14 protein-coding genes are annotated in these 18,411 nt (G+C 45.8%); 9 read left to right on the top strand and 5 right to left on the bottom strand.

Annotation, left to right across the window (positions count from 1 at the left end; translation table 11 throughout):
• Window positions 1-23: 23 nt before the first annotated feature.
• Complete coding sequence (locus tag EL628_RS28300; protein ID WP_126583327.1) at window positions 24-338, bottom strand: hypothetical protein; 315 nt, start codon at window positions 336-338, stop codon at window positions 24-26.
• A 176-nt stretch (window positions 339-514) separates the two neighbouring features.
• Between EL628_RS28300 and EL628_RS28305 the strand changes: the two genes are divergently transcribed.
• Window positions 515-1,603: a hypothetical protein gene (locus EL628_RS28305; RefSeq protein ID WP_126583328.1), complete on the top strand. Its 1,089-nt coding sequence runs from the start codon at window positions 515-517 to the stop codon at window positions 1,601-1,603.
• 53 nt (window positions 1,604-1,656) lie between these two features.
• Here EL628_RS28305 and EL628_RS28310 read toward each other — a convergent pair whose 3' ends face one another.
• A complete protein-coding gene (locus EL628_RS28310; RefSeq protein WP_126583329.1) occupies window positions 1,657-1,944 on the bottom strand; it encodes a DUF1330 domain-containing protein in 288 nt (95 codons plus the stop codon).
• A 200-nt stretch (window positions 1,945-2,144) separates the two neighbouring features.
• Here EL628_RS28310 and EL628_RS28315 point away from each other — a divergent pair, with 200 nt between their 5' ends.
• Window positions 2,145-3,059 (top strand): LLM class flavin-dependent oxidoreductase, encoded by a 915-nt coding sequence (locus tag EL628_RS28315; protein ID WP_126583330.1) that lies wholly within the window; start codon window positions 2,145-2,147, stop codon window positions 3,057-3,059.
• Window positions 3,060-3,189: 130 nt separating this feature from the next.
• On the opposite strand, the gene EL628_RS28320 is transcribed toward EL628_RS28315, so the two are convergent.
• The gene (locus EL628_RS28320; RefSeq protein WP_126583331.1) at window positions 3,190-3,759 is read right to left on the bottom strand and encodes a DinB family protein; all 570 of its coding nucleotides are present in this window, start codon (window positions 3,757-3,759) and stop codon (window positions 3,190-3,192) included.
• Window positions 3,760-3,926: 167 nt separating this feature from the next.
• Window positions 3,927-4,553: a polysaccharide deacetylase family protein gene (locus EL628_RS28325; RefSeq protein ID WP_161975849.1), complete on the bottom strand. Its 627-nt coding sequence runs from the start codon at window positions 4,551-4,553 to the stop codon at window positions 3,927-3,929.
• A gap of 503 nt (window positions 4,554-5,056) precedes the next feature.
• Here EL628_RS28325 and EL628_RS28330 point away from each other — a divergent pair.
• The 7 genes from EL628_RS28330 (at window position 5,057) to EL628_RS28360 (ending at window position 16,698) form a co-directional block, all read left to right on the top strand.
• Window positions 5,057-7,939 (top strand): LuxR C-terminal-related transcriptional regulator, encoded by a 2,883-nt coding sequence (locus EL628_RS28330; RefSeq protein ID WP_126583333.1) that lies wholly within the window; start codon window positions 5,057-5,059, stop codon window positions 7,937-7,939.
• Between the two features lie 135 nt (window positions 7,940-8,074).
• Window positions 8,075-8,698 (top strand): Yip1 family protein, encoded by a 624-nt coding sequence (locus EL628_RS28335; protein ID WP_126583334.1) that lies wholly within the window; start codon window positions 8,075-8,077, stop codon window positions 8,696-8,698.
• A gap of 30 nt (window positions 8,699-8,728) precedes the next feature.
• A complete protein-coding gene (locus EL628_RS28340; protein ID WP_126583335.1) occupies window positions 8,729-9,235 on the top strand; it encodes a hypothetical protein in 507 nt (168 codons plus the stop codon).
• A gap of 444 nt (window positions 9,236-9,679) precedes the next feature.
• Window positions 9,680-11,656, top strand: coding sequence for a serine/threonine-protein kinase (locus EL628_RS28345; protein WP_126583336.1), 1,977 nt, complete (start codon window positions 9,680-9,682; stop codon window positions 11,654-11,656).
• A 464-nt stretch (window positions 11,657-12,120) separates the two neighbouring features.
• Window positions 12,121-13,731, top strand: coding sequence for a glycosyl hydrolase family 28-related protein (locus EL628_RS28350; RefSeq protein WP_126583337.1), 1,611 nt, complete (start codon window positions 12,121-12,123; stop codon window positions 13,729-13,731).
• 378 nt (window positions 13,732-14,109) lie between these two features.
• A complete protein-coding gene (locus tag EL628_RS28355) occupies window positions 14,110-15,126 on the top strand; it encodes a zinc ribbon domain-containing protein (RefSeq protein WP_126583338.1) in 1,017 nt (338 codons plus the stop codon).
• 24 nt (window positions 15,127-15,150) lie between these two features.
• Entirely contained in the window at window positions 15,151-16,698 is a 1,548-nt protein-coding gene (locus tag EL628_RS28360; protein ID WP_161975851.1) for a CHAT domain-containing protein, read from the top strand.
• Between the two features lie 252 nt (window positions 16,699-16,950).
• Here EL628_RS28360 and EL628_RS28365 read toward each other — a convergent pair whose 3' ends face one another.
• On the bottom strand, window positions 16,951-18,057 hold the full coding sequence (locus EL628_RS28365; RefSeq protein WP_126583340.1) for a DUF929 family protein: 1,107 nt from the start codon (window positions 18,055-18,057) through the stop codon (window positions 16,951-16,953).
• Window positions 18,058-18,411: the final 354 nt, after the last annotated feature.

Raw genomic sequence — 18,411 nt, forward strand, 5'->3', positions numbered from 1 at the left:
TTGACAATAACGACGATCTGTCTTTATTCAGAGATATGCGCTGTCTGTTCTTTCCAGGCCTGTGCAAGACCAGGGTCGACATAGACAAGACTAAACATCTCTGCTACATCCGATTCACCATCTACCTGCTGGAACGCAAGGGCGGCCCGGGCTGGCGTCTCTTTCTGGAAGCGATAGACAATATCAATTGGATCTTTCGGCTTCTCTGAAGACTGAAACAGCTCATCTACTTTAATGTGTTGTGCTACCAGAGGGGTGGTCTCTATCGTATGCTGTGCCTCCACAAAATGGTGGATGGCCTCTTGTGAGTAGCGGCTCTTCTGATATGATTCTGGCATAACAATGCTCCTTTAATTTCTATTGATCTTAGTTGTAGCACGATTAGCCAGGGCAAATCGTTTCCGCAAGAACTTATCTCAAACAGGTGATCCGCCCTATACTTCATATCCATTGTCATTTATAATGGAAGATATATATATCATTGTTAGAAACTTGCTTAGGCTGGAGATCTTTTATGCAAATCTCTCTATCATCATGGCGCTGGCGGCTTCTTCTGCTCTTCCCACTCTTTCTAATGATCGTATTGAGTGCGTGTAATAACGAAGATGCTAGTAGCACGACGCCTGCCGCCACACCTCTCCCAACACCTACTCCTACAACAGTTCCAATGTTGACCTTTCATGATCCTCATAATTACTATACGATTATTTACCCTGCCGAATGGCTCTCTCAGTCAGACGATACCAGGACACAGTTTACTGCCCCCAATCAGGTTTCGGCGCTGTCAGTGATCTTTGACGCCTCTCACGCTGGAATTACTTCCCCTAAACAATATATTGAAACGTACTTGCAGGAGCTTGCTAAGGACGCAAGTATCAAGGATATGGTCGTCCCTTCTCCAGTAATTATCAACGGGACCTCCTGGCAACAGCGATCGGCAACCTTAACTACGACAAAGAATACAAAAAGCCAGGAGACGGAATTCAGAGTAACGCTTCTCACACGTGCTTTATCCAGTCGGCTCAACCTCGGACCCTCTTTAAGTATCCTGGAAATTGCGCCAACAAAAACCTTTTTACAAGAAAATACCATTAACTTTCAACCAATGCTGCAATCATTTGAGCTCAGTACCATTGGCGCGCTCCAACCAACAGTCGCGGCTGAAGGCAATTCTCTCAATGCAACGTACCAGGGTGATAACTATACGATTCAGTACAATGCTACCTGGCTCACCTCATCTGATGGAGAGGCAGGAGTGCTCTTTTCCAATCAGTCTGCTCCCGATATACAATTCCATGTCTATAAGCAAAGCGATATTGATCCACTACAGGAAGAATTTGGCCTGCTTGCGACAACCAATTGTTCCAGCATAAATACCATTTCTGCAACCCGGATGCTCAATAGTGGTCTGATCTGGAATCAGCGTCACTATCTCTGCCACTTGACCACCACAAATGGAGCAAATGAGATTACTATCATGACCCTTGCTGAAGGGCAGGGCAAACCTATCTATAGCCTTAATTTTACTGCACCACAAAATGACTTCCATGCATACTCAACTGGCTTATTTGAACAGATGCTACAGACTTTTACATTTAAATAGGAGAAAGAGAACCTGCTAGTGGATAGCAGGTTCTCCCTGGGAGAATGGCAAGGCTAGATACCATCCAGCAGGATCGCACGTCCATTCGATGTTCGGAAGCGGATTGCACGAGCTTCAGTATATTCAGGTGAGTTGTACCATGTGTAGAATTGTTCGGTCGTCGCAAATTCAATAATAACGCGCCTTAGTTCTGGCCACTCACCCTCAATTACCTTAGATGCCCCTCCACGGACAAGAAATTTTCCATGATATTTTTCAAGCGTTGGACCCACCAGCTTGCGATATTCCTCATAGAGTTGTGGATTGGTGACATCAACTTCAACTAAAAAATATGCTGACATGGCTCTTCCCTTTCTTCAATCTGTAGCCTGCACACATTATCTATCATTCTAATTAACCATACTGAAAGTATAAAATATGGCTTTCCTTATCCGCTACCTCATACTTCTTCAGGCAACCACAGAGGTAGTAACCGGGTTAATATGGTAGAATCAGGCAGGTCTCAAGTGTTTCAGGGCTACAGTATTTAAGGAGAAAAAATATGCGTATAGGATTGCAAGTAGGAATTACGAATACACTGCCCCGACCTGCCGGTGATTATCTCAGCCGTATAGCAGAAGAGGCTGATCAGGCGGGCTTTGCTACGCTGACGGTGCCAGACCATTTTTCTCTTCGACCAGAAAGTACACCGTTTCTGAGCAGAGATAAAAATGCGCCTGCTGTTACTGACTTCTTTGAAGCATGGAGTGTGCTTGCATTTATCGCAGCTCGCACGAAACGTATTAAATTGAGTACTATTGTCTCGGGTATTACTATGCGCTATCCAGCGGTGCTGGTGAAAACAGCCGATACATTGGACGCTCTCTCCAATGGCCGCGCATATCTAGGCCTCGGTGCAAGTCCCGACTTTGGCGCTGATGAGCATCAACGTATGGGCTTGCCCTTCCCACCTGCAGGTGAGCGCGTCGCACGCCTGGAAGAGGTTTTGCAGATGGCGATACAACTCTGGTCGGGTGAAGATAGACCTTTTGAGGGGAGCTATTATCAGCTCTCAAGCACTATTGGTGCTCCATTCTACCTTCAGCAGCCCCATCCTCCTATCCTGATTGCAGGTCAAGGGAACAGGATGCTACGATTGATGGCGAAATATGCCGATCTGGTCAGTATTGGTTTTGGTCGTGGAATTGATGATATGCGTGCAAAACTGGAGACGCTCCGCGGCTACTGTGAGGTTCTGAACCGCCCTTATGAGGATATTCAGAAAACGACGCTGTTTATGGCCCCTCTTGTCCATGGTGGACACGTGGATCAGGCAGCATTAGACTATCTTCAGGCTCTGGCTGACCTTGGTGTTGACGAAGTTATGATTCGCTACCCTGATGATCCTGCAACCTTTGAGCAGATTGCAACGACGGTGATCCCGGTCGTTGAAAACATGTCTGTGGCGGGACGATAACAGAAAGGAGTACACTTTACAGATGTTGTGCAGTGTACTCCTTCTATAAGAAGATGCTGCAAATTCCTTGTACGCCTTCCAGGAATGTACGTTTCATCCTCTCGACGTGACATGATGCTGGCTCTTCAGATCAGGCTCGAGCCTCTTTCGCCTGACGGACAATCTCTCGCAACTGATCTAGATGATCGGCATCATGATAGAGTCCAAGGATGAAGCGAGCAATCGCATTGAGCTCACCAGCTTGAGGGAAGGGAGAATAGGTTACATCCAGGTGCGGCTCATCAGGCCAGGCATCCAGGAGAGATTTACGCATACGACGACTTTCGGCCAGGCGCTGACGGAGCTGAACAATGGTCTTCACACTTTCCCAGGGTGTCTCATAACGTGAACGACCCTCTACTGGTAGACCACGGGCAAGCGTTAAAGCCAGTGCAGCCGATTCCTCAGAAGAGGCCGTTACGTGCACAATGACATGACCAAGGGTCCAGGCCAGATCTTTCTCTTCAGGAATCCCAAACTGATCGTTCGCATTGGGGTCAACTGGCACAAAGACCACATCAGCATCTGTCGCCTCAGAAATAATTGCTTCTATAGTATCGACCATTTCATCAGTGGCGGCATACAGATCAGCCTTGGTTAATCCAGCAGCCAATGCAGCAAACGACTGTTTTTTGTCCTTTATGGGGCTAAAATCAATCATGTGACATATTCTCCATCATTTTTGTTAGAGAAGATATTGAGTGTTCGTCCCATATCTCCCCACGCTACTCTACAGCACAGAGATGGTATCTTCCCTTCTCCTAGAACATCTGCATCGGGATCTTTATTCCATGGCTCATTAATCGACTGATCGGTTGTTTCCATAGATCAGGAGAGAGAGGCTATCAGTTCAGAGACTGTCACTAATTGATAGCCTTTAGCTTGTAAACCTTCAATAATTTTTGGCAATGCCTGGATAGTCTGTGAACGGTCTCCGCCACCATCATGCATGAGAATAATTGCTCCATTATGTGCTTTCGAGATGGCTTCATTGGTAATGGCATCAACGCCTGGAAGCTTCCAATCCACTGTATCAATATCCCAGAGAACGGTCGTCATATGCTGCGCAGCAATCCGCTCTTTGACTTGATCATTCACAGAACCATAGGGTGGTCGCATTAATTGAGGAGTGACTCCATCAGCCCTGGTAATGGCGGCATTCGCCCTGCTCAACTGGCTATCGATCTGTTCGGGGCTCAATCTGGTCAATTCAGGATGGTTCCAACTATGATTCCCAACTGTATGGCCAGCGGCTAGTTCACGTCTCACCAGTCCGGGATTAGCCTGTGCTTCGCTTCCTTCAACAAAGAATGTGGCATGAACACGATGAAGAGACAGCACATCAAGAATCTGACCTGTATTTTGAGGATAGGGGCCATCATCAAATGTTAAAGCAATCTTCGACTGATCACTACGCCCCTGCGCAATAACTTGCGGCTGCACGATGTTCTGCATCTGTCTGCCCTGAACAGAAGAGGGGAAACTTTTACTCACTACCTTTACTGAAGCCGCATGGACTAATGGAGAAGCGACACTATGTAGTAATAGTAAGAAGACAATAATAAGAGACAATTTTATAGCTAAAAAACGCATAGACCTCACCACATAGTGTAAATACCTGCCCCTGAATCTATTCATCTGTAAACAGGCTCTCATGATCATCGGGGAGGGCACTCCTTTCCTCCAATCTATCACTGGCTCTCGTACTTGTATTCTACCAGTTCTATCTTCAATCTACATCAGATATAAAATGTTTATAGTGTGAAAACAGAGAAAAAATTTTAAAGCAGCAATATGTGAGTAGATTGTGACATACCTATGCTTGCCTTCTGCCAGAGCAGATAATGCTCTTTTTCTGAAAAGTTCCCAAACATATGGTATACTGTTCGGGAACTTCTTACTACTTAAAATCGAAAATTACACGACAATGGTAGGTGATAAAGCTTCAGGGGGACACAATGGCACGCACAACCCCGACCGTTAAACAGGGTCAACTCTCATATATATCTTCACAGGGGCCACAAACGTGTTCTGTAGAATCGCCCGCGTGGTATACATGGTTAGAGACCGCCACACTCTTCGCTTTTGAAGATAGAGAGGGATCGTTCACTGCACGTAAAGAACGTTCTGGAAATAAGCGTGGACAGCCCTATTGGAAAGCTTATCGCAAACGTGCGGGGAAGCTCTATCGAGCCTATCTAGGCTCTTCAAATAGATTGACGCTCTCTCACTTGAAATCTATTGCCAGCCAGTTGACCACTCAGGTCACCTCCCCACTCATACTACCGCCATCAGCAACAAAAGAACTACCACCCTCTCACCATCAACAAACGTTCACGCATATACCAAAATTGCTCACCTCTTTTGTCCCAAGGGAGAAAGAACTGACAAGTCTTCGTCAACTTCTCTTGCACACAGAAGTCCGGCTCCTGACACTTACAGGGCCGGGAGGAGTCGGGAAAACTCGACTGGCCCTTGAGCTCGCTCATCGGATGCGCAACGATTTTTCGGCTGGAGTCACCTTTGTCTCTTTAGCCTCGATCACCGAAATTGAACTCGTACTTCCCACGATTGCCCAAGTACTTGGTATCAAAGAACGTCCCAAACAGACTCAAGAAGAGCGGGTCCTCGATTTTCTACACAATAAAGAATTACTTCTTGTGCTGGATAATTTTGAGCAAGTTGCCTACGCCGCTTCAAGTCTCCCCCTGCTACTCGCTGGCTGCCCACAAGTCAAACTTCTTATTACGAGCCGGGCTGTCCTGCATCTTAGTGGAGAATATGAATTTCCTGTTCAACCTCTTACCATTCCTGACCCATCAGGGCAATCCTGGCAGACCCTGGAACATGAGAGCAATGCCGTGGCTCTGTTTTGTCAACGGGCCCGAGAGGCGCAAGCTCACTTTCAAGTAACTGCCACCAACGCCTCAGCCATTATAGAACTCTGCCTTCGTCTAGATGGCTTACCTCTGGCCATTGAGCTTGCAGCAGCTCGGAGCAAAATTCTCCCTCCTCAGGCGTTACTTGTCCGCTTAGAGCAGGGACTGCACCTCTTAAGCAGCTCTGCAATCAATATTCCGCTGCGGCAACGCACACTCTACAATACGATGCAGTGGAGCTATCAACTGTTAACACCTGATGAGCAAACATTCTTTCGTCTCCTGAGCATCTTCGAAGGCGATTTTTCTCTTACGGCAGCCGAAACCCTCGGTTGCAGGCTTGCACTGCCAGATCCACTGGAGAAGCTTTCATCGTTAATGGACAAAAGTCTTCTCAAACAAACATGTGATGAACAAGAAAATCCACGCCTGCTTATGCTAAAAACTATTCGTGATTTTGGGCTTGAATGCCTGATAGAATGCAACGAAGCTCAACAAGCTCAACAAGCCCATGCGGAGTACTATCTACAACAGACCGAACAGATTGCCACTCATCTCTTTGGATCAGAACAAGCCAGCTGGTTGGAACAATTGGAGCAGGATCACGAAAATATTCGGGCAGCGCTACGCTGGTTCATTGAAGCACAACATAGTGAGGAGGCGCAACGACTCTGTATCGCCAGTGCCCGCTTCTGGACGATCCGTGGCTATGTAACAGAAGGATGCCAATGGTTTCTGCTTGCACTGGACTTACCCATAAACACACAGAACATACCCACTACACTGGCCAGAGCCCTGAGTTGGGCCGCCTGGCTAGCAGTTCTCCAGGGAGACCTGGAGCAGGGTGAAAAGCTCTGTGAACGGAGCCTTCTTCTCTACCAGACAGGGATCGATCCCCAGGGAAAAGCCCTGGCCTTGCATCGAATGGGGTTGATTAAAGCCAGACAGCAGAAGTTCCCAGCTATGGAAGCGTTTCTTGAAGAGAGCATTCATATTTATCATACACTGAGCGATAATAGCGGGCAGGCCTATTCTTTAATGGCTCTCGGAAGATTAAACATCGGAAGACAGGACCCGGCAAAAATATCACAATGGCTCACAACAAGCTATGAACTATTTGTGCATGAGCATAACGAAGAAGGGATGGCCTGGGCCCTCTATAGTCTGGCCAGAATAGCAATCCTTCAACAAAATTGGAAAGAGGGTGCCCACTTTGCAGATCAGGCAGAGATCTATTTTCGTAAACTTCAACTTGATGAAGGTCTGATCCATCTTATGCTGCTGTGCTGTCAGCTCTCCTTTCAACAACAACAGCCGACATATGATCGATTACTGACACTACTTCAAAAACAACGCACTTACCTGAATGATAGTATGATCGCTACGATTCTCATGTCCCTCACTGCTCTGGCTCTCCTTACTCACCACAAAGAGCAAGCCACGCACTATTGGAGTGAAGCCATCGCTATTCTTCAACAACCACGGTATAAACAGGAACGTCTTTCTGCACTGATACAGTTCATCACAATACTGGCACACGGCGCCAATCCACGCTCAAGCGCACAATTACTCGGACTTGCCAGCACCTTTTTGAATTCAGAGACTCCGACCTCCGCACAGATCTTTATGACCAATACCTCGACTTCCTTACAGACAAAACTGGGCAAAGCATCGTTCCGACGAGAATGGCAGAAAGGAGAGCAACTCACATTGGAGGAAGCCCTTTCTTGCTGGTATGCTCCTCACAATCATGCAACAACCAGAGCGTCAGAGCTCAGCCCGCGAGAACAGGAAGTGCTTCAATTACTTGCTCAAAGCCTCACGACAGTTGAGATTGCAGGACGATTAGTCATTAGTCCACGAACCGTTGATGCACACATTCGTTCAATTTTTGTCAAATTGGCCGTAACCTCGCGCAGTGCTGCCACGCGCTATGCCTTAGAACATCATTTAGTTCCATAACATGGGGAGGAGGATCTTCTTAAAATAGGTAGTCTTAACGATGCGTAAAGCTCTTTTTGTAGGTAAACTGTCGTTAGAAGTACTCAAAAAATAGTTATCCTACATTTTCTATCTCTGCTACAAAGGAGCCTAACGATGCAAAACGAGCTAGCCCAGCCGCAACAACATACGCGGTCAACACTGATTGCGAGCTATTGGAAAGTGATCACTCATCCAGGCAGCCAGACATTTCGGACAGAAAAATTAAATGCTCGGTGGGGGAGCATCTGGCTACAACTCCTCTTCCTGAGCATTATCAGTACTGTTCTCTTTGTCATCTCAAGCTTTATCACTCCTCCTCAGGTCAGTGCAGTGGCTGGTATGAATGCAGAAACTGCGAAATCTGTGACGATTATTACTTCAGCAATAGTTACTTTTATTGTAACTCCCATCTCCTTCCTCGTATCCAGTGCGATTCTGTTTGGTCTAGCTAAAGCGTTTAAAGGGACAGGAAGCTATCTGCAACAGACGTATGCCCTTGTACTGATCGGAGTGCCTATGGTTCTTCTCAGTTCACTGCTACAGTTGATTCCAGCAACCACGAACTGGCTTCCCTATCTTCCACATCTGTATAGCCTTGTCCTTGTCTTCTTTGCTCTCAAAGGCATACATGATCTTACAAGCGGTAAAGCGCTCACCATTATTCTCCTACCACTAGGGCTACTCCTTCTATTAGCTATTCTCATTAGTGTCGTAGTGATCCTGATTCTTCCACATTAAGTGCTTCTAAACGGTGAAAGGAGAGGGTTTATGGACAATCTTCGCAACTATATCGGTCAAGAGCTTCAGTGGCGACATCCTAAATTTCTCAAGCCTGATTATGAGCTTCACACCCAGGACACAATCGTTTTACATATTCATCGCCAGGGATATGCAGGCAACCAGGCCCTGGTCGAAGCAGATGAGAATCGCTGGTTACTTGATCGGCGAGGCTTCAGGAAAAAATTTTTTATACTAGATCCTCAGACGCAGGCGGAGGTCGCCACTATTAAAGGAGGCATCAGCGGCAAAGCCACTGTTCTTTTCCCTGATGGACGTGAGTATAAGTGGCAATCCATGAGCTTCTGGCGTAGTACCTGGGGCTGGTTCACCAGTGAAGATGTGCTACTCATCCAACAAAAACGAGGGGCTCGCGTTGAGCTTACTCCCAATAGTCAGGATGTACCGGAGATTGCTCTGCTCGTTGCTCTTGGTTGGTATCTGACCAGGCTCGCGGCAGAAGATGCTTCTTCCACAGCATACGCTCCAGTTACTTAAAAGCAGCAAAATACAGATCAAATTCCCTGGCGCTGTTCATCTTTGCCATACTAAAATGATGAACAGCGCATTCTCTTCTTATTCTCTCCACATGTAAAAAACTCTTGCCAACAACATCTTGTGTATGTTACTATTTACAACAAATCCCATGACTTCTGTCCTACTCTCCGCATACTCGCGCACTGATGCGCACATCCCTGCCATGCGACGCCTCTATAGAGTAGATAGATATATATGAGATAACGACGATAGTTATTTCTATATATTATCAACCATAAATACATAAATATTATTACACAGTATTCAAATTTTGCTCGTTATAGAACAAGTTTCATTCGTTATATATAGATAACAGGGGTCAAGAAGTCTTCATTCTGTCTTTGATAATTGCGTCCTCTCGGTAGCAACATTGGTTAGGAGGACTAAAGGTGGAGAAAGCTTATCATGAATACTGTCACTCACGAGATTCCGTTTTCTTTCGAACAACCTGAACAGATGCTCAATGCTCTTCTTAAATTGTTGCAACAAAGATTAAATCAACATGCGGCCAGCCCCACGTTTCAAAAAATGCAGATCCGTCAGGCTTTAACAGTACTCATTATTGATAAGCAGCAGCATCGCGGACATTATATAGAAAATTTACTTCTCACTACTGGATATCGACCTGTGACTGTCGTTGATGCGCTGGATGCTTTTACATTATATCTACAAGGCAGTTTAATACCTTTTGCGATTATCCTGGGGCAAGAAGATGATTCAAAACGTTTTTTTCTCTTGCGCCTTTTACAACAAGTCATGCAAAAATACGAGTGGGAAGCGCCTATTATTCGACTTACTAGCGGTCAATCCCAGCCCTCTACCCAGACGGGAATTGGAGGGCCTCTTTTAACTCAAAATACGACCTTCCCCGCTCCACCACAAGCCTCTACAAGAGCTTTTCAGACTGGCTCTTCCTTTCTACAACAGGATCCTGGCAGGTCGTCTCAACTCCCTTCTTTTGCTCAACCAGCTCCGGGCAGGCCGTCGAACACTGATCCCTTTAATCCTACTATACAGCAACCTTCTAGCAGGCCTTCAGATACCGATCTCTTTCATTCTCCGATGCAATCAGTTTCTGGCAAGTCTTCAAGTACAGGGCCACTTACGCCAGAAGCTATCCCTTTTCCAGACTATGTTTCCGCCCCACCTCTGCCAAATGCCTTCTCGGATGCCTTTTCTGGGACGCCATCTAGAGCAGACGAAAACTCTTTTGGTACCTTTACCTTTCCTAATCCTCTGCAACAAAAAAAGGATTCTTCAGTCACCCCCCGAACAAATACGGTCCCTTTGAGTGGTGAGAAGAACACTTTAGCAACTACACCAACGCAACCACTGCCTATTCTGACAACGCCAAACACCTCGACAGGTCCGTTCGTCTGGAATCCTCCGCCACCTTCACACGTAACACGCAGTGTTCCCGACAGCACAATTCAGCAAGTTCCATTTCCAGAGCAGCGTATACCTCCCACTACAACCCGTAAACTGCCTCCTCCTCAAGAGCAGAAAAAACGCGAAAAGGTTTCTTTAGTTGGGCAAAGTCTGGGCCGTTATCAGATCGATGCACTTATTGGTGGAAGTACCTATAGCAACGTCTACACTATTTATGATCGTTTACGTGAACAAACTTGTGCAATTAAGGCTGTCCAGACTGATTTTCTTTCCATTGATACTTTAGAGCTCCAGTTTGATGAATTAAACATCTTTGAACAAGAGGCAGAGATTCTTGACAAGCTAAAACATCCACATATCTTTCCTATCTTAAATCATGGCAAATCCTATGTCAGTGGCTCTCCTTTTATCTATAAAACGATGCCTTATTGTGCTGAACGGTCTTTAAAACATTGGATCACTCATCATGGCGGCATAAGAAACTTCCACGCGCGACAGCTCGTTCCTTTAATTGTTCAGTTAGCTGATGCGATACAGTACGCTCATGAGCACCACGTTCTCTATCAGAACTTTAAGATGTCTAATATTCTTGTCTTGCACAACGAGAGCCAGATAGAAAATTTACAGGTGGCTATAGCTGATTTTGCAGGACAGGATGGCTCGTTCGTCGCAAATTCCTCCGATGCGTATTTATATGTCGCACCTGAACGATGGGAAGGACAGGTTCAGCCAGCCTCCGATCAGTATGGGTTAGCCGCTATCGCCTATGAACTTTTTACTGGTCGCCCTCCCTTTCAAGGCAATGCTGAGCGGATTGTGAAGCAGATGCATCTTACGATGCAACCTCAAGCCCCCAGCGTTTTTAACCCTCAACTTCCACCAGCAGTCAATAACGTGCTTCTCTGCGCACTGGCCAAAAGGCCACATGATCGCTTTGCTTCCGTAGCTATCTTTGCACAAACACTACAACATAGCTTTGGATTAATGCGCTAATTCTTCCGAGTCAAAAGGGGACAAAAAGTTCCTGGTTCTTTTTTGATACCCCTTTGACTCTTTCTTTAAAAGATGATCTTTTATAGTTGACAGGACCATTCTCTCCAATTCTATCTAGTTATAGCCAGCACACACAAAAAGGTTATAAACAACGATTAGAAGAAGCCCTCTTAAAAATATGCACTTGACAAAATAAAAAAATTATTACATACTTTCAACGAAGTATAAAAACAATTTCACTTAAATTGTTCTAATAAGGTGATTTTCTTTGTACTCTACCTCACTTTATTCCTCAATCCAATCCTTTGTTATCGCGTAGATGTGTAGGACAATTGAAATACAAGAGTTGTTCATCTGTAGCATGAGAGTAGATCTTATTCTCACTTCCTATCTACCGTAAAAAATACTGCTCTAGAAACAAATATTCGTTTCCTACTGGCTTGTTGAGGTTGGAGGGATGTCTTATGGCCACGCTGTCTGAAAATCCTATTATCAATGTTGTTACTGCTGCTAGCTCGCTCAATCACCCCATCGATCTATCCGGCTCAACTCCTGCGGATAAAGGTATCCAGGCTGTCATTGATAGTTCGCCCCATGGAGCTCTCATCTACTTTCCAGCAGGGGTCTATCAACTAACTTCCACGATTGCGCTTAAGTTTGGTCAGCGCTATGTGGGTGCGAATAATTCAACGGGCCCCAATGGCACTATTATGAAACAGGCCTCCGGGGCTAATCTGCCCGCTCTGTTTGCCTCTTTTGAATATCTCTCGAATAGTCCTTATACTGCTGAGGCTATTACGATTGAGCATATGAGTTTCGATGGCAATTCATACAAAAATTCTACGCGGGTTCAATGGAAAGATGAACCTCATTCAACAAGCAATGCCTATGGTGTCAATAATGGGATTATTCTGATGGGCTATCGTTCGACAATTCGTCAATGTTTTGTGTTTAATGTCTCCGGATGCGGCATTATTGTGGCCAGTATGTCGCAAAATGGGAGTGGTTTGACCAATACTTCTGTGGAAAATCGCATTGAAGATTGTATTATTGAGGGCTTTGGCTACTATGGACTGCTGGTCTCTGGTGCAACTGGCTCTTGTACCGATGGGTATATACGAGATTGTATAGTGGATGGCGATAGTGGAAGCGCGCTCTATTCAGGGAGCGACTGCATTCGGCTCAATAACGGAGCTGGCTGGTTTTTGGCAGGAAATCATGTCTATGGCGGCGCTGAAAATGGCATCCAGGTCTATCAGGCCTTTGCAACGACGTTGCTCGAGAATGAGGTGGATGGCTATGGCAACGGACCAGCCTTTCCCTTTACATCCAGTCCTTATTACTATACTGGTATTGGGGTTACCTGCAATTCTGGGGTACGCGGAACGGTTCTTACGAGCAATGTCATTTACTGTTCAGAGAATCAGAATGTCCATTATCAGCATCTCTGCCTCTCAGCAGACTTTCAAAGCGATAGTCCTAAAAATGAGAATACGCGCATCATTGCCTCCAATAATATTGTCATTGGCAATTATCAATCCAGTCGACCCATGGATTACTCGGTTGGCATTGTGATTCAGAATCTGAGCTCCCAGAATGTCCCCAATCATGTGATTGTCTTTGGGAACCGCGTTGATAACGTGGGCTATATCTATCAGACGTATGTTAACGGCGGGATTTTAGATCTGGCACCTGTTCAGATCATCGGCTCAGCACTTGCCGAACTTGACGTCCAGAGCAATCGACACTTTATTGCAGGCAGTACTCATGCACCACAAGTCAGCAAGGGCTCCAATAACAATAGCACTTTTTTTAAAGCTAATGTCAACGGCAATGATATCCGCGGGGTCGTGACGTTTACATCTGGTTCTACAAGTGGCGAACTACTCGTTGTCACTTTTGCGGTACCTTATTCAACACCTCCAGTCGTTTTGCTCACTTTACAGGGCGCTACCAGTAGTTCAGTCTCACCAGTCTGGTATATCAATACTGTAAAAACGACCGGCTTTAGCATCTGTAGCACAAATAATTCTAATCCTGGTACGTATACGATAGGGTACGCAGTTATAGGGTAAATAAGACTATTCGCTCTATTATTAGGAAGAGATTTTTGCTCTTTTCGCAAGCAGGCAAAAAATCTCTTCCTATGCTTTCTTTGTGCATTCAAGACATATCTGCCTCAGAGAGATCTATTTTGCCTCTACCTTCTGTTCTATCCAGCTTCAGATCTTTTCATCAAAATAAATCTGCTATCTATCAGTATATTTCCAAAACTAAAAACTTTTCCTGGCCAAAAGTCATATAACATTGAAAAAATATTATATTATGATTTAGAATTATAGCATGTGACGGGTTACCCCACTGGCATCATAAAAAGGATTATCAGATTTAAGGCTATACTCATTCAAAAAAGTTTATCCTCAGTACTTTCTATACTTAAGGAGAATTTTGTTATGCCTTTGTATTGCCAGCAATGCTCACAAGAAAATTTGGATGGAACCGTGTTCTGTAAACAGTGTGGAACACGCTTGCCAGTTAGCGCGAATAATGGGCCTCAAAATGCCTTTACTTATTCTTCTCCTAATCCTGATGCACAATATTCATTTCCGCCCCCAGCTGGACAGTTTCGGCCTGGTCAACAGACTGGTATACAGCAACAGCCAGCACCGGGCCTGGCAAATCAACATCCCACCGCTTCTTTATCCCTCACCGAACTTGGTATCCGACGCGCGTTTGCAGGCCATGGGCATGTCATTCAGCATCAATCCTGGCTCCTCCCAGGTGCCAGTGCTCAGTTAAATGAGACGATCAAAACGGTCAATCTACTCTTCTCTCAGACGGGGATGGCTCCAGAATTACAACAGATTACTGAACGTTTGAAAGACCAGAGTCTGATTACAGAGGAACGCGAATTTATTCGCTTGAAAAGAAAACTTCCTACCATCTTTGTCTATGCCACCTCCGCTGGCCGCGATCTTTATATCTCGCGTGCGACGGTGGTGAAGCCAGCTATCAGTACGCTTCGCATCATTATTGCTGCACTTTGCGGACTGGCATCATTACCTGCGGTCTTCCTTGTCTTTGGTATCTTCTCACTCTTATTTGTCGGAAGTGCCAGTACCAATGGAAACACGAGTTCTCAATATGGAAATACGTCTTCATTCACCAGTCTTGCCCCTCTATTCGTAATCCCATTTATTTTTTTAGCAATCGTTACTAATCCCTTTTTCATGATTATTCTTGTCGGGATTGCACGTTCTATCCGTTCCTGGGTTCTTGAAAAAGATTTTTGGGAATTGCTTCGACCCAATCGGTTAAGTGAGTTCCAGCGCGACGATATCGCTCTTCTGGAACAGGTCACCGACGATGTGATTCGCTCTTCGCTCAAACAACTCAATCTTGATGCAGATAAGATTGTGCCACCCAGTCAAGGCTATCAGGCTCCTTCACAGATACGCCGCTTTATTTAAAGAAAGGCGATGAAGCTTTCCATTATGGCGCCATTCATTCGTTTTACACAGATACCTGGAAGCGCCGAACAATGGGCATTGTTCGGCTTCTCGCTCCCTCTTTTCTCTGCCTTACACGAGAATGTGAAGGGACAGCAGGCTCCTGCCAATCCAGCCGAACAGATCCACTTACTTCGTATGCTCTGGCAAAGTGGAGTTGTTGGGCTGGATCTCCGTTTCCTCAAGACAGCGTCTGCCGAGTTAGAGGTTGGTCTTCTCTGCCGCATACACGTTTTCCAGGCCTCGCTTCAGCAATTTCATGCCGATTGTCACCATCTGATTCAACATATTCAACAACTCTTTACAAGTCAGGGCTATCCTTTACAGAGCATTACCACCGAAACGCAGTTCGAACACTTTTTACGGAGCCAGCACCTCCCTTTTCAGGCAGAAGTTCGCCGCTTTGAAGAGATTTTTTATATCGACGCAAATCGTATGACGCAAGAGACGTATGCAACTATTCCCTGGAAAGCTCGTACGATCGAACAGATCTATCTCAAGCTGCTTACCCCCCAGACAAGTCTGCTCAGTATCTATCTTGAACCAACACGACTGACGCCTGCTGAGGAGATGCTTCTTACCCGTGTGTCTTCCCCGGCAACGCAACAGTTTCTCAGGCAGGTAGGGAAATATGGTCAGCGGGCTGCACAGGCCTATCACTATCTCGCAGCAAATTTACATCATCCTTTTCTACTCCGAGTCGCTGTTGCCGCAACGTCTCAACAACAGGCACGACATATGGCAGAGGCGATCAGGCAAGAGGTAAGCGGGGCACAAGATGAGGAGGTCAAGGCCGTTATTCAGTATCCAGACCACCCTGCCGAAAAACAGGCTCTTCAACAAAGTCTTCAGATGCTCTGTTGGCGACCATGGGGAAATAAAAGAGAGTCCATGGAAGAGACTGGACGCTTACGCTATCTCGTCGATGCGCAAACTGCACACACAATTTTCCGTCTCCCCCCAAGGAGGTTTATTATGCCACCCAAAACAAACGTTCTCTTCGTACAATCTGACCCAACCTCTCTACCACACTTACGACTCGCAGCAGATGAGCGTGCAATCAAAGAAGCAATTCAATTAAGTAGATATCGCGATAATATCGCCATCCAAACGTGTCCCGATTCAACTATCCATGATTTACGAAGGGCACTCTTAAATGATACGTTTCATATTATTCATATCTCAGGCCATGGCACCGGTGAGGGCCTGATCCTGGTAAATGAACAGGGTCAGCAGATCTCTGTCCCACCGCTGGCTCTGGCAAAGCTCTTTGAAGCGTATAAAGATCATCTTCATTGCGTCGTCCTCAGTGCTTGTTATTCATCAATGCAAGCAAAGCTTATGACGACTATCCCTTATGTGATTGCTATGAACGGACCTGTAGGAGATCAGGCGGCACGAGAATTTTCTCGCGGCTTCTATGATGCTCTGGGAGCTGGAAAAGATATTCCTTTTGCGTATGAGGAAGGCTGCCGAAGCGCGGCTCTCTCTGCGTCTCTCAGTACGTTTGCTGCTCAAATTTTTGCGAATTGACACGGTCTTTCCTCGGTTCGCATCACTGGCAACAAAAACGAGCTGTGCATTGATCCCGCGAAGAGGTCTGTAGTCCTGAGGAGTCTTCAACAAGAAAGAGCCTGAGCAACTTTAATTGGTGCATTTAGTAAATAAAAGGTCCGTTCAATGTAAGAAGCGGCTCAAAAGAGTTCTATCATTGCCCTTTTATTTTACTAAATGCACCAATTATGCCGGAAACAGCGATTAGCATCATATCCGTTTTGACACTATTTATGCTGCTTTATTACCCTCGCGACGAGAGGTCCAGATGGGGCTAGTAGTGGTGAGAGCCAGACTATTCCCTGTTCCATGGAATGCGCCTGGTTTCAACGATTTCTCAATTGCGGAGATTGTAGAGTTGGTACATACCTCGCTTGGCTTGTTATCTGTCGCTAAACAGATGGCGGCTGTGAAGAGATTAGCAGATCCAATGATATTCTTGGTGACCTCATCATCAGCATTGGTTAACTTGCTTGCAATATCACGTTGTGAATATCCTGCTAACACATCAGGGTTGAAGATGGGAGCGGAGTCGGTAAATTGCTCAGCAATATCAATAAAAGGGAAACCATTCACTTTGTACTTTGTGATAATTGCTTGCTCATTCGGACCTGGAGTCTGCAATGCTCCTTGATCCCGATTTTCTGCCTCAACGGGGACAAAATCGACATAATCACTGCTGTATTTACTATCGACAAAGGTAAACGTTGCCGTATTTGGAGATGAATCAGTACTTGAAGATGCGGTCTGATGCAATTCTTTGAATGTGCCAAACTTACTTAATGCAATCACCAACGGCCAGCGTTCAGCGGCACAAAAGGGGCAGAACTCAGCACCAAAAAAGAAAATTTCTGGCTTACCATTGGGCCCGGTCAATGGGGACGAACCAGCGGCGGTTGGCTGAAAGGAATTCTGGATTCCGCCATTGCCGACATTAGTAAATACCTGGGAATTAACGGAAGTGATCTGATGAAGAAGCGTCGCATCTGTCCCGCCTATAGTAGCCTTCATTTGGGGATGGTTGAATTGATAGGCAAAGACGATAATGACAGCTGTTGCCAGGATTAATGCTGCAACAATATACCAGACAGGATTCTTATACCAGAGATTCTTTTTAACATACCGACGCCGAGATTGGAGTGAGGATGAAGAGTTTTTTGACTGCGCCCTCGCCGCAGATGCGCTCTTTGGTGCAACCGCAGCAACGGGCCGGGGAGACTTGGACAAGGTGGTGGTAGCTCCCCTGGAGCCTGAGCTCTCTGCTTCGGTCAGGTCGCTCTTCACGGGAGAGGCCACGTGCTGGCTCACCGATGAAGAGGACCGTTTCTTTTTGGCCATGGATAGATCCTTTCGCTCTACAGTGCTTCCTTCGCAAGAAAATATCTTTCATCAGGTCCATACTATTTCTTTAAATACTGCATAAAACAGACAGACGATATTTGAGTATTCCTGCGAAAGCTCTCTCTGCATAGTATTTTTGTGTTAAAGGCAGTATATCACATGTTGCTCTGTTTTCTCAGCTTCTACCATCCCATCCTACACTTGAGCAAGCACAGGGGAGGCTTCGGAAAAGCCTGGCACATCCAATAGATTTATTCCAATTTAATAGATCTCGTGCTACAATGAAGCAGAAGGTATTCTTTTCGATCTCTGGACTAGTCCAGATAGAGTTGAGGGTACCACATATTCGCT

This window comes from Tengunoibacter tsumagoiensis (assembly GCF_003967535.1).
Taxonomy (GTDB): Bacteria; Chloroflexota; Ktedonobacteria; order Ktedonobacterales; family Ktedonobacteraceae; genus Tengunoibacter; species Tengunoibacter tsumagoiensis.